Source organism: Stenotrophomonas oahuensis, assembly GCF_031834595.1.
Classification (GTDB): Bacteria; Pseudomonadota; Gammaproteobacteria; order Xanthomonadales; family Xanthomonadaceae; genus Stenotrophomonas; species Stenotrophomonas oahuensis.
This window is the reverse complement of record NZ_CP115541.1, coordinates 1,486,756-1,507,853: the sequence shown is the minus strand read 5'-3', so window position 1 is coordinate 1,507,853 and position 21,098 is coordinate 1,486,756. Positions and strand designations below refer to the sequence as shown.

The window sequence follows — 21,098 nt, the reverse complement described above, 5'->3', positions numbered from 1 at the left end:
CCTTCAACGGCCGCGAACCCATCTCCAGGACACGATCATGAGCGAACCCCAGCTGTCGGTCGTCGTCCCGGTCTTCAACGAACGCGACAACGTCCAGCCTCTGATCGAAGAGATCACCGCCGCCCTGCGCGGCCGCGTGGCGTACGAGATCGTCTACGTCGACGACCACTCCCGCGATGACACCCTGGCCGTGCTCACCGCGCTCAAGGCGACCACCCCCGAACTGCGGGTTCTGCATCATGTCACCCAGAGCGGGCAGAGCACCGCGGTGCGCACCGGGGTCAAGGCCGCGCGTGCGCCGTGGATTGCCACCCTCGACGGCGACGGGCAGAACGACCCGGCCGACATTCCGCGCCTGCTGGTTGCGCGCGATGCCGCGCAGCCGGCGGTCAAGCTGTTCGCCGGCTGGCGGGTCAACCGCCAGGACAGCGGCAGCAAACGCTGGGCCAGCAAATGGGCCAACGCCATCCGTGCCCGCATGCTGCGCGACGACACACCCGATACCGGCTGCGGCATCAAGCTGTTCGAGCGCGCTGCCTTCCTCGACCTGCCGTACTTCGACCACATGCACCGCTACCTGCCCGCGCTGATGCAACGTGCCGGCTGGCAGACCGTGAGCGTGCCGGTCAATCACCGCCATCGCACCGCCGGTGTCTCCAAGTACAACAACCTCGGCCGCGCCCTGGTCGGCATCCGTGACCTGCGCGGGGTGGCCTGGCTGATCACCCGCAGCCGTCGTACCGCCGTGGAAGAACGCTGATGGAACTGCATTGGCTGGACCAACCGATCACCTGGCTGTTCTGGACCGGCCTGCATGTCACCGGCTGGAAGCTGATCGGCTACACCGGCGCGCTGATGTTCGGCGGGCGCTGGCTGGTGCAGTTCATTGCCTCGCGCCGTGCCGGCAAGCCGGTCATCCCGCGGCTGTTCTGGTACATGAGCGTGGTCGGCAGCCTGATGACCCTGAGCTACTTCCTGTTCTCGGCCAAGCAGGACTCGGTGGGCGTGCTGCAGAACCTGTTCCCGGCCTTCACCGCCTTGTACAGCCTGCACCTGGACATCAAGCATCGCGGCTGGAAGCGCGATCGCGCCGAACATTGACCCCCAACGTTCGATACATGCCACGCTGAACCCGGGGTGCCATGATCGGAGTTCGCCTTCCCCGGGAACCCGTCTGCGTGAATACCCGTCTGTCTGTTGCCCTGCTGCTCGCCCTGTCCCTGCCGGCCGCCGCCTACGCCGCACCGCCCGCCACGCCTTCCGCGCCGGCCAGCGTGGCCACCGAATCACCGGCTGACGCCGCGTTCCGTGCCATCTACGAGAAGGAATGGGCCTGGCGCCAGGCCGGTGGCGGCGAAGCCAGCGAGGATGGCGACGGCCCGGCCCAGGCCACCCGCATGCCCGACGTCGGTGCCGCCGCCCAGCAGGCGCGCTTGAAGGTCTGGGACGACGTGCTGGCCCAGCTGGACAAGGTGGACGTCAAGGCGCTGTCGCCGACCAACCAGGTCAACTACGCGATCTACCGCGACCAGGTCTTCAACCTGGCCGCCGAAGTACGCCTGCGTGGCTACGAGATGCCGTTCAACTCGGACTCGTCGTTCTGGTCCAACCTGTCGTTCATGGCGCGCCGCGAAATGAAGTCCGCCAAGGACTATCAAAACTACATCGCGCGCCTGAATGATGTGCCGCGCTATTTCGGCCAGCAGACCGACAACATGCGGGCCGGCTTGAAGCGTGGCTTCAGCGTGCCGCGCGCCGTGCTGGATGGTCGCGAAGTGGCGATCAGCATGGTCGCCGACCTGAAGGATCCGACCGAATCGCCGCTATACGCACCCTTCAAGAAACTGCCGGCCAGCATTCCCGCTGCCGAACAGGCGCAGCTGCAGGCGCAGGCGCGCCAGGCCATCAGCAGCAGCGTGGTGCCCGCCTTCGGCAAGCTGCGCACCTTCTTCCTCAACGAATACGTGCCGCAGGCCCGTACCACCTTGGCCGCCGAAGCGCTGCCGGATGGCAAGGCCTACTACCAGCAGCAGATCCACGAATACACCACGCTTGATCTCACCCCGCAGCAGATCCACGAGATCGGCCTGAAGGAAGTGGCGCGCATCCAGGCCGAGATGAACACCATCATCCAGCAGGTGGGCTTCAAGGGCAGCTTCGCCGAGTTCCTGACCTTCCTGCGTACCGATCCGCAGTTCTATGCCAAGACGCCCAACGAGCTGCTGTACCGCGCGGCGTGGATTTCCAAGCGCATTGATGGACAGATCGGCAAGTACATGACGCTGCCGCGCGCCCGTTTCACCATCGTGCCGGTGCCGCCGGACATCGCCCCGTTCTGGACTGCGGGGCGCGGCGGCATGGGCACCTACTGGCTGAACACCTACAACCTGCCGGCCCGTCCGCTGTACAACCTGCCCGCATTGACCCTGCACGAGTCCGACCCGGGCCATGCACTGCAGGGTGCGCTGGCCGCCGAGCAGGGCGAACAACCCGAGTTCCGCCGCAACGCCTACATTTCCGCCTATGGCGAAGGCTGGGGCCTGTACAGCGAGAAGCTCGGCGTGGAAATGGGTATCTATGAAACGCCCTATGAAGATTTCGGCCGGCTCACCTATGAGATGTGGCGCGCCGCGCGCCTGGTGATCGACACCGGTGTGCACCACAAGGGCTGGACGCGTGAGCAGGCCCTGGCCTACCTGCGCGACCACACCGCGCTGAGCGAGCATGAAGTCACCACCGAAGTGGACCGCTACATTTCCTGGCCGGGCCAGGCGTTGAGCTACAAGCTGGGCGAGATCGCCATTGTGCGGCTGCGCGCGCAGGCCGAAAAGGATCTGGGCGACCGCTTCGACGTCAAGGCCTTCCACGACGCCGTGTTGAAGCAGGGTTCGGTGCCGCTGCCGGTGCTGGAACAGCAGATCCAGGCGTTCATTGCCGAACGACGCGCGCCGTGATGTCGGCTTTGGCATCGGAATCGATTGATTCTGTCGATACTGGAAGCCAGTTCGCACTCTGATGGATGCGGATCACTATGGTTGGGGACGCGCGCCACGCTGGGCGCGCGTCATCCCAAGGAGTAGTGAACATGCTGGATGCCCTGAGCGCGCTGCGACAGCGCATATGGGTCAGCGCGCCGCGCGAAGCCCTGCCTGGACTACCGACGGCTGAAGGCCAGCCGCAGCTGCAATCGGTCCGCAACGGGGAAATGCCTGCCGCCGCTGCGGTCACGCCCACGCCAGACCCCACCGCTCGCTTTCTCATACCGCCCAAAGAGGCGCGCGTCCTCCTGGGTCTGCTGCGCGACTCGCGGCGCGCGCTTGACCCCGATTACCTGCTCCGTGCCGGTTCTTCAGAGCAGCACGCACAGGCGCTGTTCTACCGCATGCGCACGGCCCTGCTGGCCGATGTGCGCGCCATGCCGGTGGCCGCACCCGCGCACGGCATGACCGCGCCGACCCTGGAGGGCTGTCAGCACCCGGCCGACGTACTTTGCCGCCTGCTCACCACCCGTCCGGGGCTGATCGTGGCGGAAGCCAATGCCGGTCGTGCCAGCAAGCAGCTACTGATCCAGAACATGGCGGTGCTGCGTTCGCTCGGCGTCGATACGCTGTACCTGGACCAGCTGCAGTACGACCTTCATCAGAAGCATCTGGACACACTGCACCGCACGGGTCACCCACCGGAGCCCCTGCAGCACTTCATGCGCCAGATCGACAGTGGCCACATGACCGACACGCAGGGGGGCAGCACCTATGCGGCCGTGCTGGATGCGGCCAGCCGTGCGGGGGTGCGCGTGGTGGCGTTGGACCAGATGACCAGCTACCACCTGAAAGGCGCTGCCGACGAGCTGGACAGTCCACATGAATCCGCCGCCGACCTGCGTGTGCGGGTGATCAGTCATGTGGCGGCGCAGCGCATCATCCATGACCAGCGCCAGCGGGAGCATCTGCAGGGCGTGCGCCGCTGGGTCGCATTGCTCAGCAACGGCTATGCCGGCAGCACCAACGGCATTGCCGGGGTGGGGCCGAGGCTGGGCATTCCCGCTCTGCGTGTGGAAGATGCCGATCCCGGCGAAAGCACCCAGCTGCGAGCCGGCTTCGATCCGGGCCGCTCGATTCCACCTGGGCCATTGACCCACAGCGGCGAAATGCAGTGTGACTACCTGCTCAAGGTCCCCACGCAGGGCAGGGGCGGCCTGCTCAGCACACCCGAACCCTGCAGCGCCGAGCAGGCACAGGCGGCGCGTCAGCTGCGCGCCGCCATTGCCGGCTGCAGGGCCGCGCTGTCGCGCGTGGGTACCTACCGACTGGTGGAACTCGACAGCGGTGAGCAGCTGCTGGTGCGCCGGTCCGCCGGACGCGGCCTCGTCGCTCACCGCATTGTGCCGACGGAGGCGGGTGGCATCCGTCTGCAATCCACCGAGGAGGCCGGTTCCGACAGCCGCTCAGCTGCGCCGCATGAGTTCCGCGATCTCGATCATCTGCGTCAGGCCCTGGCCAGCCGCCTGGAAGAGGTCCCGCGCGGCACCCCCGTATGAAGCGCGCCCGCCCCTGCGATTGTGTAACGACCACGGCGGCCGCTACCCTGCCGGCCATGCTGTCCCGCCTGCGCCACCGCTGCCCGTTGCCGCTCCGCCTGTTTCTGCTGGCGGTGATGCTGCTGGGTACCGCCGGTGGCGCGCTGGCGTCGGCACTGGGTGATCTGCATGCGCTGTCGCATGCAGATCACCCCCCGGTGTCGCATCCCGCGTCGGAACCGGACCACGATGACGGGCATGGCGACGACGATACCGGTGGCCGGCTGCTGCATGCGCTGGTGCACTGTGGTCATTGCCACGGGCAGGGCGGCATGCTCGCCTTTGCCGCGCCCAACTGGCAGCTGCCGCCGGCTCCCGCGCATGCGGTTCCGGCGGGTCTGGACGATGCGCTGCGTTCGCAGCCGCCGGAAAATCTGCTGCGCCCCCCGATAGCCGGTTGACGCCACGCGGCTCAGTGCCGCGTTCGCTGAACCTTTCTGCTATCTGGAGAACCCCATGTGGACGCACGTGGCCGCCTTTGCGGCCTTGGCGTTCGTGCCGTGCGCCTATGCGCAGGGCACGCCGCCCGCCATTTCTGTTGAGCACAGCGCCGAACGCACTGTTCCCGGTGCACCCGCGCCCGCGCTGACCCTCGACGACGCCATCGCCCGCGTCGCCCGCCAGCACCCCGACCTGCGCCTGGTCGACGCACAGCGCCCGGTACTGGAAGCCCGACGCGACGCGGCCACGCTGCGGCCACCGCTCACCTTCGGCGTTGAGCTGGAGAACGCGCTGGGCACCGGGGCCGCGCGCGGCCTCGATGCTGCCGAACTCACGGTCAGCCTGGCCGGGGTGCTGGAGCGCGGGGGCAAGCTGGATGCTCGTCGCACCCTGGCCCAGGCCAATCTGGATGCGCTGGCCCCGCAGCGCGAAATCGCCCGGCTGGACCTGATGGCCGAGGTCGCCCGCCGCTATCTGGCGGTGACCCAGGCCGGGCAGCAGTTGGAGATCGCCCGCACCGACATCGAGCAGCGACGACGTGCTGTGGCCGCTGCGCGCCTGCGTCTGCAGGCGGGTGCTTCGCCCGAATCGGTGCTGCTGACCGCACAGGCACAACTGGCCCAGGCCGAACTGGACCGCGACCGCGCGCTGCAGATGGCGCAGTCCGCCAAGGTCGCACTGGCCGCGCTGTGGCAGCAACGCCAAGCCGACTTCGATACTGTCAGTGGCAACCCGCTTCAGCTGCCCGCCTTGCAGGATCTGACCGTATTGACTGACCTGCTGCAGGGTACGCCGGAGCTGGCCGTTCTCGCCGGGGAAGGCCGCATCCGTGACGCGCAACTGCAGTTGGCGCGGACCCAGGCCAGGCCGGACTTCAACTGGCAGGTGGGTGTGCGCAACAACCGCGAAAGCCGTGACACCTCGCTGGTCGCCGGCTTCAGCCTGCCGCTGGGTGGTGTGCGTCGCGCCGAGCCGGAGATCCGTGCGGCCGAAGCCGAGCGCGCGCTGACCGGCATTGAACGCCAGGCGCGCGAAATGCAGTTGTACGCCACTCTGGCCGAAGCCCATGGGCGCTACCAGACCGCGCGGCTGGAAGTCACGCGACTGGCGCGCGACGTGCTGCCGCAACTGCAACGCGCCGAAAAAGCCGCCGAAACCGCATGGCGGGCAGGCGCGGTGAGCTACATGGAGTGGGCGCAACTGCAGGCGCTGCGCATCGAAGCGCGGCAACGCCAGCTGGACGCCGCGATTGCTGCGCAGACCGGCCTGATCGAGATCCAGCGCCTGACCGGGCAGAGCCTGCTTGTCAGCGACACCACCCCCATACCGGCTGCAGTGTCCACGGAGGACCGCCCATGATTGCTTTCACCTTCCGCACCGTTCTGGCCGCCGCCGTGCTGCTGGCCGTGCTCGCCCTCAGTGGATGCGGCAACGACGCATCGTCCGCAGCCACGACCGACACCGAAGCCGATCATGACCATGCGCCGGGCGAAGCAGCGGGGTCCGACGGACACGGCGACACCCACGACGATGAAGGACCGCAGCGCACGACCATTTCTGCCGCCATGGCCGAGCAGGCCGGCATCCGCGTCGCTGCGGTGACCGCCGGCACCATCGCTGACGAACACGACGTACAGGGCCTGCTGACCCCGGTCGACGGCCGCGTCGCCCAGGTAATGGCGCGCTTCCCCGGCCCGATCCGCACGCTGCGCGCCAACGTCGGCGACAGCGTCAGGGCTGGGCAGGTGCTGGCCAGCATCGACAGCAACCTGAGCCTGTCCACGTACACCGTAAGCGCGCCGATCAGCGGCGTGGTGCTGGCACGGCAGGCGCAGGTCGGCGGTGTGGCAGGCGAGGGCACGCCGCTGTTCGAGATTGGTGACCTGTCCACGCTGTGGGTGGACCTGCATATCTTCGGCAATGACACCCAGCACATCACCGCGGGCGTGCCGGTGACCGTGTCGCGCATGACCGACGACGTCGCCCAGGCCACCACGCTGGAGCGGGTGTTGCCCGGTACCGCCACCGCCAGCCAGAGCACCGTTGCCCGCGCATCGCTGCGCAATGACGACGGCCTGTGGCGCCCCGGTGCGGCGGTGAAGGCGCGCATCGTGGTGGCGACCACCGCCGCCGCCAAGGTGGTGCCGCTCACTGCCGTGCAGACCCTGGACGGCCAGTACGTCGTGTTCGTGCGCACTGGCGACACCTATACCTCGCGCCCGGTGAAGCTGGGTGCTCGCGACGCGCAGAAGGCCGAGGTGCTGGAAGGTCTCAGCGTCGGCGAAGAGGTCGTGGTCGAACAGAGCTACGTGATCAAGGCCGACATTGGCAAGGCGGGGGCCGCGCATGAGCACTGACCGCCTGCCGTTGCTGGAACGCATCATCGGCGCGTCCATCGCGCACCGCTGGTTGATGATGACGCTCACCCTGGCGTTGATCGCGGTGGGCATCTGGAGCTTCACCCGGCTGCCGATCGACGCCACCCCTGACATCACCAACGTGCAGGTGCAGATCAACACTGCTGCGCCGGGTTACTCGCCACTGGAGGCCGAGCAGCGCATCACCTATGCGGTGGAAACGGTGATGGCCGGCCTGCCGCGGATGGAGCAGGTGCGCTCGTTGTCGCGCTACGGCCTGTCCCAGGTCACCGTGGTGTTCGAGGACGGCACCGATATCTACTTTGCCCGGCAGCAGGTGGCCGAACGCCTGCAGCAGGTGAAATCGCAGATTCCGGTGGGTCTGGATCCGCAGCTGGGGCCGATTGCCACCGGCCTCGGTGAGATCTTCATGTACACCATCGACGCCGATCCCAAGGCGCGCAAACCCGATGGCACCCCCTACACCGCCACCGACCTGCGCACCCTGCAGGATTGGGTGATTCGTCCGCAGCTGCGCAATGTGCCCGGGGTAACCGGGGTCAACACCATCGGCGGCTTCCAGCGTCAGGTCCACATCACGCCGGATCCGGCCCGTCTGCGCGCGCTGGGTTTCACGCTGGAGGATGTTGCGCAGGCGGTTGAAACCAACAACCAGAATGTCGGTGCCGGTTACATCGAGCGCAACGGCCAGCAGTTCCTGGTGCGCATCCCCGGCCAGGTAGCCAACCTGGAGGAGATCGGCAACATCGTGCTGGCCCGTCGCGAAGGCGTGCCGATTCACGTGCACGACGTGGCCGAGGTCAAGGACGGTCCTGAACTGCGCAGTGGCGCGGCCACCCAGAACGGGCATGAAGTGGTGATGGGCACCGTGGTGATGCTGATCGGGGCCAACAGCCGCGAGGTCGCCCAGGCCGCCGCCGCGCGGCTGCAGCAGGCCCAACGCAGCCTGCCTGAAGGGGTGACCGTCACCGCCAGCTACGATCGCACCGCGCTGGTCGACCGCACCGTCCAGACCGTGGCGAAGAACCTGGTCGAAGGTGCGCTGCTGGTGATCGTGGTGCTGTTCCTGCTGCTGGGGAATTTCCGCGCGGCATTGATTACCGCGGCAGTGATTCCGCTGGCGATGCTGTTCACCCTCACCGGCATGGCCCGAGGCGGGGTATCCGCCAACCTGATGAGCTTGGGCGCGTTGGACTTCGGGCTGATCGTCGATGGTGCGGTGATCATCATCGAGAACTGCCTGCGTCGCTTCGGTGAGCGCCAGCACGCGCTCGGGCGCGACATGACCGTGGCCGAACGCTTCGCTGAGACCGCCAGTGCCACCGCCGAGGTGATCCGCCCCAGTCTGTTCGGGCTGGGCATCATCACCGCGGTGTACCTGCCGATCTTCGCGCTCAGTGGCGTGGAAGGAAAAATGTTCCACCCCATGGCCATTACCGTGGTGCTGGCGCTCACCGGTGCGATGGTGCTGGCCTTGACCTTCGTGCCGGCCGCGATCGCGCTGTTCCTCGGCGGCCGCGTGCAGGAGAAGGAGAACCGGCTGATGGCGTGGGTGCGGACCCGCTACGCGCCCGCGCTGGACTTCTCGCTGCGGCGTGGACGCTGGATGGTCGGTGGCGCAGCGGTGCTGGTGGTGGCCTGCGGCCTGCTCGCCGCCCGCCTTGGCAGCGAGTTCGTGCCGAACCTGGACGAGGGCGATGTCGCCATGCATGCCATGCGTATTCCCGGCACCAGCCTGACCCAGTCGGTGCAGATGCAGACGCTGATCGAGAACCGGCTGGTGCAGTTTCCGGAAGTGAGCAAGGTGTTCTCCAAGATTGGCACGCCGGAAGTCGCCTCCGATCCGATGCCGCCCTCGGTGGCCGACACCTTCATCATGATGAAACCCCGCAAGGACTGGCCCGATCCGCGCAAACCGCGCGCGGTGCTGCTGGCTGAACTCGAAAATGCCGTCGAGCAGCTGCCCGGCAACAACTACGAGTTCACCCAGCCGATCCAGATGCGCACCAATGAACTCATCTCCGGCGTGCGCGCTGACGTGGCGGTGATGGTGTTCGGCGATGACCTCGACACCCTGTTGTCGGTGGGTAGGCGCATTGCCAGCGTGGCCAGTCAGGTGCCCGGCGCGGCGGACGTGCGCGTGGAGGAAACCAGTGGGCTGCCGCTGCTGACGGTCACCCCCAACCGTGCTGCGCTGGCGGGCTATGGGTTGAATCCCGGGCAGGTGCAGTCCACCGTCGCCACGGCAGTGGGCGGACAGGTCGCCGGGCAGCTGTTCGAGGGCGACCGCCGCTTCGACATTGTGGTGCGCCTGCCCGAAGCCCTGCGGCAGGACCCGGCCGCGCTGGCTGATCTGCCGGTGTCGCTGGATGCGGCGCTGGCCGGTGGCGATGCGGATGAATCCAGCCGCGCCGACAACTGGACCAGCGGCAGTGCCCGCACCGTTCCGCTGCGTGAGCTGGCTGCCCTGACCAACAGCGAAGGCCCGAACCAGATCAACCGCGAGAACGGCAAGCGCCGCATCGTGGTCACCGCCAACGTGCGCGACCGCGACCTGGGCAGTTTCGTCAGCGAGTTGCAGCAGGCCATCAACCAGAACGTGCAGGTGCCCAACGGCTACTGGCTGGAGTACGGCGGCAGCTTCGAACAGCTGATCTCCGCCAGCCAGCGCCTGGCTGTCGTGGTGCCGGTGACGTTGCTGCTGATCTTCGCGCTGCTGTTCTGGGCGTTCGGCTCGGTCAAGGACGCCGCCATCGTGTTCAGCGGCGTGCCACTGGCGCTCACCGGTGGTGTGCTCGCGTTGGCCGCACGCGGCATTCCGTTGTCGATCTCCGCCGGGGTAGGCTTCATCGCGCTGTCCGGCGTGGCGGTGCTCAATGGCCTGGTGATGATCAGCTTCGTACGCAGCCTGCGTGACAACGGCCTTGCCCTGAACGACGCCGTACGCGAAGGCGCACTCGGCCGCCTGCGCCCGGTGCTGATGACCGCGCTGGTCGCCTCACTCGGCTTCGTGCCGATGGCCTTCAACGTCGGTGCCGGTTCCGAGGTACAGCGCCCGTTGGCCACAGTCGTCATCGGTGGCATCGTGTCCTCCACGCTGCTCACCCTGCTGGTACTGCCGGTCCTCTACCGCTGGCTCCACCGCCAACCTTGAATTCGGGTCAACACGGTAGGTCACGACCGTTGGTCGTGACCCTCGAGGTGCGAAACACGTCAACGAATCAACCGTTCAACGTGTTCCACCGCCGTCGCCACCCCATCCTCCCCCGCCATCGCCCGCCCCAGCACCACCGCCCGCTCCCGCGTCTGCGCCAACTCCACAGACCTGATTGCGCGCGCAAGCGAAGCCACTTCCAATCGCTTCACCGACAACGCCTCCGGTGCCACGCCCACATCCCGCAACCGCCCAGCCCAGAAAAACTGATCCGCCGCAAACGGCATCACCAACGACGGCACCCCAGCACGACACGCCGAGTGCGTCGTCCCACTCCCTCCGTGATGGATGACAAAAGCACAACGCGGAAACAACGCCTCATGCGGCACCGACCCCACCACGAACACCGAAGGCGGCAAAGGCATGTCAGGCAAACCCGCCCATCCCGGCGACAACAACACCCGACGCGGCTCCAATGCACGCAGCAACGCAGGCAGCACCTGCTCCCGATCAAACCCGGTCATGCTGCCGAAGCCCAGATAGACCGGGGCAGGGCCCGCATCCAGAAACGCCTGCAGCGCCGCATCTGGCTGCCACCCCATATCCGGCGCACGCCACTGCCCACACACATGATGATCGGCCGGCCAGTCCGCCGGCTGCGGCAACAGGCTGGGCGAGATGCCATACAACATCGGCACATCCCCCCACAGCGAACGTCGCGCCGTCATGCCCATCGCCTGGCGCGCTTCATTGATCGGCCGTTTGAAGGTCCGCCACACCGCATGGTTCACCGCGCTGTAGCTCCACCGGTTCAACAGGCCGGGCAAGCGCAGGCGCGGCAGAAACGGCGTGGGAAACAGCCGGGTAGGGGTCAGCGGAATCATCCCCAGCCCGATCACCGGAATGCCATGTCGCTCCGCCACGCTCATGCCCACAAACGCAGCCAGCCCGCCGGTCAGCACCGCGTCGCACCCCAACGCCGCCGCATCCGCCTGCCGCATCCACGCCGGCACATGGCGCGCCGCCATCCGCGCCAACCCACGCGCCGCTGCACCCAGATCATTCCCACGTGACACCAGCGCCACCACCTCGTCATGGATGTCGCCCTCCAGCGCCGCATGCGGAACCCCCAGCACCCGCGCCGATTCCAGCGTGCCGCCCTCGGCCAGCAGCATCACCGCGTGCCCCGCCTGCATCAGCCCGTGGCACAACATCACCAGCGGCCGGGTGTCGCCTTCGGTCCCGTAGGTCACGAACAGCAATCGCATTGGCGGCTCCGATGTGGGGAAGTTCGAGTATCCACATTCAGCCTTCCCCTGTGGATAACCCCTTGCGCTGCCCGGCGTTGCCGTGCATAATGCGCGGCTCGCTGTGCCCGGTTTCGACCTGGCTGGCGGCCGGGAACACGTCCTCCGGCTCGCCTTCGACAGCGTAACCCTTTGATTCTCTTGACGTGTGGCGGGTCACCGCCGAGGCCGCCGTCGCCCGGGCTATGGGCTGACAATGACTACTATCGAGGTGCGCAATGTCCCGTAAATGCCAGGTGTCCGGCAAGGGAGTGCAGACGGGTAACAACGTCTCGCACGCCAACAACAAGACTCGTCGTCGTTTCCTGCCGAACCTGCACGAGCGTCGCTTCTGGGTTGCCAGCGAAAACCGCTGGGTGAAGCTTCGTGTTTCCGCGCATGCACTGCGCACCATCGACAAGAACGGCATTGATTCCGTTCTGGCTGAGCTGCGTTCGCGCGGCGAAAAGGTCTGAGGAGTAAACGATCATGGCAGGCAAGCGCGATAAGGTCCGTATGATTTCGACCGCCGGTACCGGTCACTTCTACACCACCGACAAGAACAAGAAGAACACCCCGGGGAAGATGGAATTCTCCAAGTACGATCCGGTCGTGCGTAAGCACGTCCCGTACAAGGAAGGCAAGATCAAGTAATCCACCCGGATTACCCGATCCCCGCGAAAAACCCGCCGCAAGGCGGGTTTTTTGTTGGGCGGTTTTCCATCACATCGTCCATGGCACACTGGCTCCACCTCCAGGCGGGCGACACAATGCTGTTCGAATGGGTGCTGGGCTCATGGCTGCTGCTGCTCGACTGGCTGATCCGGCTGGCCGCGCTGTTCTGGATTCCGACCCGCACCACGCCCGGGGCTGCCCGCAGCTGGTTGCTGCTGGTCGGCTTCGTGCCGCTGCTCGGCTTGCCCGCCTACCTGTTGTTCGGCCACCCCTGGCTGTCGCGCCAGCGCGTGCAGCGCCAGGCCGAGGCCTCCCAGGTCATCCGCGAGGAACAGGGCCTGCAGCGCCTGCTGCGCTGGAACCCGCCCAAAGACACCGCCATTGCTGAAGTGGTCCCGCTGGTCGAGCGCCAGGGCGACTTCATGCCCGTGCACGGCAACGCCGTTGAGCTGCACACCGACTACGACCACTCCCTGCAGGCCCTGCTTGCCGATATCGACCAGGCCCGCGAACGCGTGCACCTGCTGTATTACCTGATGTTCGACGACGCCGTCGGCGAAGCCGTCGCCGATGCCCTGCAGCGTGCCGCGGCGCGCGGCGTGCATTGCCGCCTGCTGCTGGACGCGGTCGGGGCCAAGCGCGGTCTGCGCCGCTACCGTCATCGGCTGCAGGCCGTCGGTGTGGACGTGCGCGCCATGCTGCCCGGCGGCCTGCGCTGGCGGCGCAGTGGCCGGATGGACCTGCGCAATCATCGCAAGATCGCCGTCATCGACAACAAGGTGGCCTATGTCGGCTCGCAGAACCTGGCTCAGGCCGGCTTCGTGCCCGGCTTCTCCAACCGTGAACTGGTTGCCCGTGTGCGGGGTCCCGCGGTGGCCCACCTCGAAGCCGTGTTCGCCAGCGACTGGTACATCGAAACCGGACAGCGCCTCGACGTGATGGCCAGCGTGCCGGTGTGCGCCGCCGACATGCCCACCCAGCTGCTGCCCAGTGGCCCGGCGTATCCCTATAGCAATGCTCGCGACGCGGTGAACGCACTCATTCACCTGGCCCGCCGCCGCATCGTGCTGGTCACCCCGTATTTCGTGCCCGACGAAGCCACCCTCAGCGCCCTGCGCATTGCTGCGCTCTCCGGCGTCAACGTGCAGTTGATTCTGTCGGCCAGCAACAACCAGCGGCTGACCGCCTGGGCCCAGGAAGCGTATTACGACGAACTGCTGCGCTGTGGCGTGCGCATCGCGCTGTACAAGCCGCATTTCCTGCATGCCAAGCACCTCACTGTGGATGACGACATCGCGCTGCTCGGCTCCATCAACCTCGACATCCGTTCGTTCGCGCTGAATGCCGAAATCGGCCTGCTCTGCTATGACGCACGGATGGTGCGCCAGCTCGTCCATATCGAAGACGATTACCTCAAGCACGCCATCCAGCTGGACCTGCGCACCTGGCGCGAGCGCCCCGCATGGAAGCGTTCGCGCGAAGGCATCGCACGCCTCGCCGATGCGCTGATGTAGCGCAGGTGGCAGTCAGGGAGCGCTGCCGCGCATGGCCTACAATGCCGGCATGACGGAAATCCAGCCTTCCCGCCAGGTGGACCTGGCCATCATCGGCGGCGGTGCGGCCGGCGTGCTCACCGCGATCAACGCGCTGCGCGCCGCAGCACCCGGCCAGCGCATCGCCTTGTTCGAGCCTGCATCCGCCGTGGCCCAGGGCATCGCGTATGCCACGCCATGGCCCGAGCACCTGCTGAATGTGCCCGCCGGCAAGATGAGCGGGTTTCCCGAGCAGCCCGGTGATTTCCTCGACCACCTCCTCGCGCGCCGTGAAGCACCCGAGGCCACGCTGGCCGAGCAGTACGTGCCACGCCTGGATTACGCCGATTACCTGCAGCAACGCCTGGCCGAAGCGGCCGCCGCCAGCGCCGGCACCCTGCAGGTCGTCCACGATGCCGTTGTGTCGTTGCAGCCGCAGTCCGGCGGGCATCGGTTCCAACAGGCGGAAGGCGCAAACTGGCAGGCCACACAGGTGGTACTGGCCTGCGGCAACAGCATGCGCCCGCTGCCATTGCCCGCAGGCAACGCCTTGCCCCCCGGCAAGGTGGTGGACGCCTGGGACTATGACGGTGTGCGGATGCTCGCCGGCGACCAGGACCTCGCCATCATCGGCACCGGCCTGAGCATGGCCGACTGCGTGGTCTCGCTGCTGGCGGCGGGCCATCGCGGCCGCATTCATGTGTTGTCACGTCATGCACTGCTGCCCTTGCCGCACGCGCACGGCGGCACTGCCGACTTCGACCCACAGCCCCTGCTGCAGCTGCCGCTGCGCGCACGCATGCGCCAGCTGCGCGAGCACGTGCGCATCGCGCAGGCGCAAGGCCTGCCGTGGCAGGCCGTGATGGACCGTATCCGTCCGCTGGGGCAGGCGCTGTGGCGCAGCCTGGAGGAGGCCGACCAGCGTCGTTTCCTGCGCCACGTGGTGCGCTACTGGGACGTACACCGGCATCGCATCGCCGAGTCCGTGCACGACCAGCTGATGGCGGTGGAGCGCAGTGGCCAGCTGCAGCGCCATCGCGCGCGGCTGGATGCCGTGCTGGTCCAGGACGCCAATCTTCAGGTGCACGGGCGCGGTACGCCGCCCTTCAACGTCGGTGCGTTGATCAACGCCACCGGGGTGGAAACCCGCGCGCTCGGCCTGCGCAACCCGCTGCTGCAGCAGTTGCTGGCCGAAGGCCATGCGCGCCCAGGTCCGCATGGGCTGGGGCTGGATGCCGATCCTGACAGCGGCCAGCTGCACGATGCTCACGGTGCGCCGCAGCCGGGGCTGTGGTTGGTCGGCAGCCTGCGCATCGGTACCCTGTGGGAAAGCCTGGCGATTCCGGAGCTGCGGGTGCAGGCGCAACAGGCCGCGCGTGCCGCAATTGCCTGAACCCGTTGCGTGCGCTGCCCCGGTGCGCCACCGGCCGGGGTAAAATGGCCGCATGGATGTCTCCCACCTGCTCGACGGGCTCAACCCCGCCCAGCGCGAGGCCGTGTCCGCCCCGCCCGGCCACCATCTGGTGTTGGCCGGTGCCGGTTCCGGCAAGACCCGCGTACTGACCCACCGCATCGCCTGGCTGCATGAAGTCTTCGGCGTGCCTACCCATGGCATTTTCGCGGTCACCTTCACCAACAAGGCCGCCGGTGAAATGCGCCACCGCATCGACGCGCAGCTGCCGCACGGCAGCCGCGGCATGTGGATCGGCACCTTCCACGGCCTGGCCCACCGCCTGCTGCGCCTGCATTTCGCTGAAGCCAAGCTGCCCGACAGCTTCCAGGTGCTGGATTCGGACGACCAGCTGCGACTGGTCAAGCGCGTGGTGCAGCAGCTGGAAATCGACGACGGCAAGTACCCGCCCAAGCAGATTGCCTGGTGGATCAACGAGCAGAAAGACGAAGGCCGCCGCCCGCAGCACATCCAGCCCGAGCCCAGCGACCACTGGCTGGAGACCATGCGCCAGGCCTACGCGGCCTACCAGGAGCGCTGCGACCGCGCCGGGCTGGTGGATTTCGCCGAGCTGCTGCTCCGCGCGCATGAGCTGCTGCGCGACAACCCGGCGTTGCTGGCGCACTACCGTTCACGCTTCCGCGAGATTCTGGTGGACGAGTTCCAGGACACCAATGCCATCCAGTACGCCTTCGTGCGCGTGCTGGCCGGCGACAGCGGCCACGTCTTCGTGGTCGGCGACGACGACCAGGCCATCTACGGCTGGCGTGGTGCCAAGGTGGAGAACGTCCAGCGCTTCCTGAAAGACTTCCCCGGCGCGCAGACCGTGCGCCTGGAGCAGAACTACCGTTCCACCGCCAACATCCTCGGCGCGGCCAATGCGGTGATCGCACACAACCCCGACCGCATCGGCAAGGAACTGTGGACCGACAGCGGCGACGGCGAGCCGATCGACCTGTACGCGGCGTACAACGAAATGGACGAAGCGCGTTACGTGGTCGAGCGAGCGCGCCAGTGGGTGCGAGACGGCGGCAGCTATGCCGACGCCGCCGTTCTGTACCGCAGCAACGCGCAGTCGCGCGCGTTTGAAGAAGCGCTGATCTCCGAGCAGGTGCCGTACCGTGTGTATGGCGGCATGCGCTTCTTCGAGCGCGCCGAAATCAAGGACGCGCTGGCTTACCTGCGCTTGATGACCAACCGCGATGACGACGCCGCCTTCGAGCGCGCGGTGAACACGCCGACGCGCGGCATTGGCGACCGCACCCTGGACGAAGTGCGCCGGCTGGCCCGCAGCCAGGCGATCTCGCTGTGGGAAGCCACCATGCTCACCGCGCAGGGCAACGAGCTGGCCGCCCGCGCCCGCAACGCGCTGGCTGGGTTCCTCACCCTGGTCAACCAGCTGCAGCACGAAGCCGGTGAGATGACCCTGGCCGAGCGCATCGACCATGTACTGCTGCGTTCGGGCCTGCGTGATCACTGGGCCAAGGAAAGTCGCAATTCTCTGGATTCCGAATCGCGTTCGGACAACCTGGACGAACTGATCTCGGTGGCGTCGCGCTTTGTTCGCCGCGAGGACGACATCGAGGAATCCGGCGAGACCATGAGCGAGCTGGTCGCGTTCCTGTCCTACGCGTCGTTGGAGGCGGGCGACGGCCAGGCCCAGGCGGGCGAGGAGGGCGTGCAGCTGATGACCCTGCATTCGGCCAAGGGCCTGGAGTTCCCGCTGGTGTTCCTGGCCGGCATGGAAGACGGACTATTCCCCAGCGCTCGTTCGCTGGAGGAGAGCGGGCGGCTGGAGGAGGAGCGCCGCCTGGCCTACGTGGGCATCACCCGCGCGCGGCAGAAGCTGGTGCTCAGTTACGCCGAGTCGCGCCGCATCCACGGCCAGGACAACTACAACGTGCCCTCGCGCTTCCTGCGCGAGATCCCGCGCGAGCTGCTCAACGAAGTGAGGCCGAAGGTGCAGGTGGCCCGTCCGGCTTCGCTGGGGGCCAACCGGGTAATGGGCCATGCCGCCATCGAAGCGCCGCCGTTGAAGCTGGGGGCCATGGTCACCCACGCCCGCTTCGGCGAAGGCATGGTCACCGACTACGAAGGCAGCGGCGCGCACGCGCGCGTGCAGGTGGAGTTCGCCGAAGCTGGTAGCAAGTGGCTGGTGATGGCCTACGCCAATCTGACGGTCCTGTGACCCGTAACGTCCTGTTCCTCTGCAGCCAGAACCGCCTGCGCAGCCCCACGGCTGAGCAGGTGTTCGCCGACTGGCCGGGCATTGAAACCGCCTCGGCCGGCCTGCTGGCCGACGCCGACGTGCCGGTCAGCCCGGAGCTGCTGCAGTGGGCGGACCTGATCTTCGTGATGGAGCGCGCCCACCGCAACCGGCTGTCCAGCCGGTACCGGCAGTGGTTGAACGGCAAGCGCGTCATCTGCCTGGACATCCCGGACGATTACGACTTCATGGACCCGGTTCTGGTGGAGCTGTTGAAGCGCAGGGTGACGCCGTACCTGCGCTGACCCGCGCGGCATAGAAGTCCGGTATACCGCGTCGGGCAATCGGGATGCTGCTATTGGTACATCGGACGCCGCGATGAACAACCGCGATGTTGCTGTTGGTAGCGTCGGTCGACAGACGACGGCCGATAACGGTGATCGGCACGGTAACGCATGACCCCAAAACGCAGAAGCGCGCTCGCGTTCAAAGGTCATGCCTTCCAGCAATCATCATCGCCATCGGCGGTCGACTGTCGTGCGACCCTACCATGTGCCCCGAGTGCCCCGAGTGCCCCGAGTGCCCCGAGTGCCCCGAGTGCCCCGAGCCGCCACGCCCCACGCTCCGCGTAGCCACACGATCCGCAAACTCCCCCGACGTACAATGACCGCCGACCACCACCGGACCGCCCCCGTGACCGACACCCTGCTCTTGATCACCCTGAAACTCAACGCCCGCCTGCAGCCCGAGCACCGCCACGTGCTGTTCGAGGACCCGCTTGAGGGCCTGCTGGAAGGCGCATCGCTGGGCGAGATCACCGGCGGCGGCACCGCACTCACGGATGACGGCGAAGTCGAATACGGTGACATCGAAGTCGCCCTGAACAGCGCCGACGACCTGCCCAAGGTCCTGGCGCTCATGGACCAGCTGGGCGCACCGAAGGGCTCGGTGGTGCAGCGTGCTGGCGCGCCCGACGAAGCGTTCGGCGTCACCGAAGGCCTGGGCCTGTACCTCAACGGCACCGACCTGCCGGACGAGGTGTACGAACAGTACGACTCCAACGAGCTGTTCGAGAAGATCGTGGCCAGCATCGAAGGCGTGGGCGAAGTGTGCAGCTGGTGGCAGGGTCCGACCGAAACGGCGCTGTACCTGTACGGCAGCAGCTTCGATGTGTTGAACGAACGCATCGCCGAGCTGGTCGCGACCTACCCGCTGTGCCAGGGTGCACGCGTGGTGCGTACGGCCTGAGTTGTCGCGCGCGGCACGATTTGTCCGCGCGCTGACCGTGCAGCGGTCACACAATCAAAATTCGTCGCGGTAACTGTCGTTTTGGCCTATGTGTTTCCCACGGCGAGCGTTACAGGCTTTGCCCCTTCAACCGAAGGGGCTGCCATGTCGAAGCGAAAGAAGCGCAAGCCAAAAGCCGGAAGGAAAAAGAGCGCGGCCTCATGCCTGATCCTGCGTGGCACCTGGCTGCGCGATGTTGGCTTCAGCGAAGGCACGCCGATGGATATCGAGTACCAAGGGCATCGCATCATTCTGACCGCGCAGGGCAACACGGAGCGCATCCCGCCGGGAACGCCCACGTCACTGGAACGCGAACTGCGGCCGGGTAGGGTCGGTCGATAGACGACCGCCGATAGTAGCGATCGCTGCTTTAACGACGGACCTTTGAACGGAGAGGCGGTTCTCCGTTGCAGGTCATGCGTTACCGTGCCGATCACCGTATCGTGTAGAGACGCGCCATGCGCGTCCCCACGTGCACCGTCAACTCCGTGCGCCGCGCACCTGCTCCCAATCCAATCCGAACCGTGCCAGATATTTGCGCAACCGGTCCGCATCATTGGTGCTGGCGCGCTGGGTCCGTGACACCGCAAACAGCTCACGCCCGGCCGCCGACAACGACTTCGCCTGCGCGCACACCCGCACCACTTCTTCCAGCTGCACCCGATCAAACCGGTCGAGCTCCTGCACAGCATCGCCCAGCAATGCATCCAGCGGCGAGGGCATCACACCACCCGCCCACTGCTGCCGCAGCCGCCCGATCTCTTCCTCCACGCCTTCGGTCTGGATACGTCCTGCATTGGCCAGCGTCGCCAGCCGCATCACTGACGCCCCCAGGTCGCGGAAGTTGCCGGCCCACGCTGCGTCTGCGCCGGTCGCGAATGAAAGGTAACGGGCCCGCGCTTCCGCATTGAACCGCACCTGCTGGTGCTGTTCACGCGAGAAGCGCTCCAGCTCAAACGCCAGGTTCGGCTCGATATCCTCGCGCCGTTGCGCCAGCCCAGGCAGCTGGTAGGTCCACAGGTTCAAGCGCGCCAGCAGATCCTCGCGGAACCGCCCGGCACGCACCGCCTCCTGCAGGTCGCGGTTGGTGCCGGCTATCAGTTGGAAGTCGCTCTCCACCTCGCGGTCACTGCCCACCGGAAGGAACCGCTTGTCCTCCAGTGCCCGCAGCAGCATCGCCTGTTCGTCCAGGCCCAGCTCGCCAATCTCGTCCAGGAACAGCAGCCCCTGATGCGCCGACCGCAGCAGGCCGGCACGGTCGCTGGCAGCCCCGGTATACGCGCCCTTGGTGTGCCCGAACAGCGTGCTCATCGCACCATCGCCACGCAGGGTGGCGCAGTTCACCTCCACGAAGCGACCCGGCAGCTGGTGCTTGAGCTTCTTCAGGTCGAACACGCGCCGGGCCAGATGGCTCTTGCCGGCACCGGTGGGGCCGGTCAACAGCATCGGCGCGCGTGACCGCGTGGCGACGATCTCGATCTGCTCGATCATCCGGTTGAATGCCGCGTTGCGGGTGGCAATGCCGCTCTTGAGCAGGTCGCGGTCCTGCAGCTGCTGCTGGGCGAAGCGCTGTGCTATGCGGTCGTAGCGCGAAAGGTCCAGGTCGATCAGTGCATAGGTGCCGGCCTGGTCGCTGTCCTGCTTGCGCGGCGGCGAGGTCTGCAGCAGGCGGCCGGGGAAGTGGCGGCTTTCGGTCAGCAGGAACCAGCAGATCTGGCTCACGTGCGTGCCGGTGGTGATGTGGATGTAGTAATCCTCCTCGTCCGGCGCGAACGGGTACGCGGCCAGGAAGTCATGCAGGCAGGCATAGACCCCCTCGAACTCCCAGGGATCCGCCATGTACACGTCGTGGCGGTGCACCACGGTGTCCGGTGCCATCTGCACCAGGTCCTCGCAGACCTGCGTAGCCAGCTTGCCGAAGCGGCGCTCGTCCAGCAGCAGCTCCACCCGGTCCGGCACGAAGTCCTCGTGCATGCCCAGGGCGACCGTGGGGCGCCACTTTTCCCAGCGTTTGGGACCCGAGCCGGTATCGAGTTGGGTACCGAGCATGCCGAACACCACTTGCCGCTTGTCCATGTATACATCCATATAAATCAGGCGCGAACACTATATA

The 21,098-nt window shown here is 66.8% G+C and carries 17 protein-coding genes and 1 pseudogene; 16 read left to right on the top strand and 2 right to left on the bottom strand.

From position 1 onward, the window contains the following. Positions 1–37 precede the first annotated feature (37 nt). From PDM29_RS06640 to PDM29_RS06605, 8 genes are all read left to right on the top strand, one after another. Positions 38–760 carry a glycosyltransferase family 2 protein gene (locus PDM29_RS06640; RefSeq protein WP_311193076.1) on the top strand — a complete coding sequence of 241 codons (723 nt, stop codon included), beginning with the start codon at positions 38–40 and terminating at the stop codon, positions 758–760. After that, on the top strand, positions 760–1,101 hold the full coding sequence (locus PDM29_RS06635) for a lipid-A-disaccharide synthase N-terminal domain-containing protein (RefSeq protein WP_282297052.1): 342 nt from the start codon (positions 760–762) through the stop codon (positions 1,099–1,101). The genes PDM29_RS06640 and PDM29_RS06635 overlap by 1 nt, the downstream gene beginning before the upstream one ends. A gap of 41 nt (positions 1,102–1,142) precedes the next feature. Next, positions 1,143–2,954, top strand: coding sequence for a DUF885 domain-containing protein (locus PDM29_RS06630; protein WP_311193075.1), 1,812 nt, complete (start codon positions 1,143–1,145; stop codon positions 2,952–2,954). Positions 2,955–3,085: 131 nt separating this feature from the next. Beyond that, on the top strand, positions 3,086–4,537 hold the full coding sequence (locus PDM29_RS06625) for a membrane-targeted effector domain-containing toxin (protein WP_311193074.1): 1,452 nt from the start codon (positions 3,086–3,088) through the stop codon (positions 4,535–4,537). Further along, positions 4,534–4,977: a hypothetical protein gene (locus tag PDM29_RS06620; protein ID WP_311193073.1), complete on the top strand. Its 444-nt coding sequence runs from the start codon at positions 4,534–4,536 to the stop codon at positions 4,975–4,977. Before PDM29_RS06625 ends, PDM29_RS06620 begins: the two co-directional genes overlap by 4 nt. 55 nt (positions 4,978–5,032) lie before the next feature. Further along, positions 5,033–6,376 carry a TolC family protein gene (locus PDM29_RS06615; protein WP_311193072.1) on the top strand — a complete coding sequence of 448 codons (1,344 nt, stop codon included), beginning with the start codon at positions 5,033–5,035 and terminating at the stop codon, positions 6,374–6,376. Then, entirely contained in the window at positions 6,373–7,374 is a 1,002-nt protein-coding gene (locus tag PDM29_RS06610; RefSeq protein WP_311193071.1) for an efflux RND transporter periplasmic adaptor subunit, read from the top strand. The genes PDM29_RS06615 and PDM29_RS06610 overlap by 4 nt, the downstream gene beginning before the upstream one ends. Continuing rightward, positions 7,364–10,549 carry an efflux RND transporter permease subunit gene (locus PDM29_RS06605; RefSeq protein WP_425508722.1) on the top strand — a complete coding sequence of 1,062 codons (3,186 nt, stop codon included), beginning with the start codon at positions 7,364–7,366 and terminating at the stop codon, positions 10,547–10,549. Before PDM29_RS06610 ends, PDM29_RS06605 begins: the two co-directional genes overlap by 11 nt. 59 nt (positions 10,550–10,608) lie before the next feature. Here the strand turns inward: PDM29_RS06605 and PDM29_RS06600 are convergent, their stop codons facing one another. Further along, positions 10,609–11,817 carry a glycosyltransferase gene (locus PDM29_RS06600; RefSeq protein WP_311193070.1) on the bottom strand — a complete coding sequence of 403 codons (1,209 nt, stop codon included), beginning with the start codon at positions 11,815–11,817 and terminating at the stop codon, positions 10,609–10,611. 257 nt (positions 11,818–12,074) lie between these two features. Between PDM29_RS06600 and rpmB the strand changes: the two genes are divergently transcribed. The 8 genes from rpmB to PDM29_RS06560 all read left to right on the top strand — a co-directional run bounded on the left by rpmB (position 12,075) and on the right by PDM29_RS06560 (position 19,327). Further along, positions 12,075–12,311 (top strand): 50S ribosomal protein L28, encoded by a 237-nt coding sequence (gene rpmB, locus PDM29_RS06595; protein ID WP_125362384.1) that lies wholly within the window; start codon positions 12,075–12,077, stop codon positions 12,309–12,311. 10 nt (positions 12,312–12,321) lie between these two features. Continuing rightward, a complete protein-coding gene (rpmG, locus tag PDM29_RS06590) occupies positions 12,322–12,489 on the top strand; it encodes a 50S ribosomal protein L33 (RefSeq protein WP_170272460.1) in 168 nt (55 codons plus the stop codon). 116 nt (positions 12,490–12,605) lie between these two features. Next, on the top strand, positions 12,606–14,024 hold the full coding sequence (gene cls, locus PDM29_RS06585; protein ID WP_311193069.1) for a cardiolipin synthase: 1,419 nt from the start codon (positions 12,606–12,608) through the stop codon (positions 14,022–14,024). Between the two features lie 31 nt (positions 14,025–14,055). Continuing rightward, complete coding sequence (locus PDM29_RS06580; RefSeq protein ID WP_311193068.1) at positions 14,056–15,435, top strand: FAD/NAD(P)-binding protein; 1,380 nt, start codon at positions 14,056–14,058, stop codon at positions 15,433–15,435. Positions 15,436–15,487: 52 nt separating this feature from the next. Continuing rightward, a complete protein-coding gene (gene uvrD, locus PDM29_RS06575; RefSeq protein ID WP_311193067.1) occupies positions 15,488–17,680 on the top strand; it encodes a DNA helicase II in 2,193 nt (730 codons plus the stop codon). Further along, positions 17,677–18,003 carry a low molecular weight protein tyrosine phosphatase family protein gene (locus tag PDM29_RS06570; protein WP_311193066.1) on the top strand — a complete coding sequence of 109 codons (327 nt, stop codon included), beginning with the start codon at positions 17,677–17,679 and terminating at the stop codon, positions 18,001–18,003. The genes uvrD and PDM29_RS06570 overlap by 4 nt, the downstream gene beginning before the upstream one ends. 388 nt (positions 18,004–18,391) lie before the next feature. Further along, on the top strand, positions 18,392–18,946 hold the full coding sequence (locus PDM29_RS06565; RefSeq protein WP_311193065.1) for a hypothetical protein: 555 nt from the start codon (positions 18,392–18,394) through the stop codon (positions 18,944–18,946). Between the two features lie 144 nt (positions 18,947–19,090). After that, complete coding sequence (locus PDM29_RS06560; protein ID WP_311193064.1) at positions 19,091–19,327, top strand: SymE family type I addiction module toxin; 237 nt, start codon at positions 19,091–19,093, stop codon at positions 19,325–19,327. Positions 19,328–19,540: 213 nt separating this feature from the next. Here the strand turns inward: PDM29_RS06560 and rtcR are convergent. After that, a pseudogene (gene rtcR / locus PDM29_RS06555) lies at positions 19,541–21,061 on the bottom strand (RNA repair transcriptional activator RtcR); the annotation flags it as partial. Between the last annotated feature and the right edge of the window lie 37 nt (positions 21,062–21,098).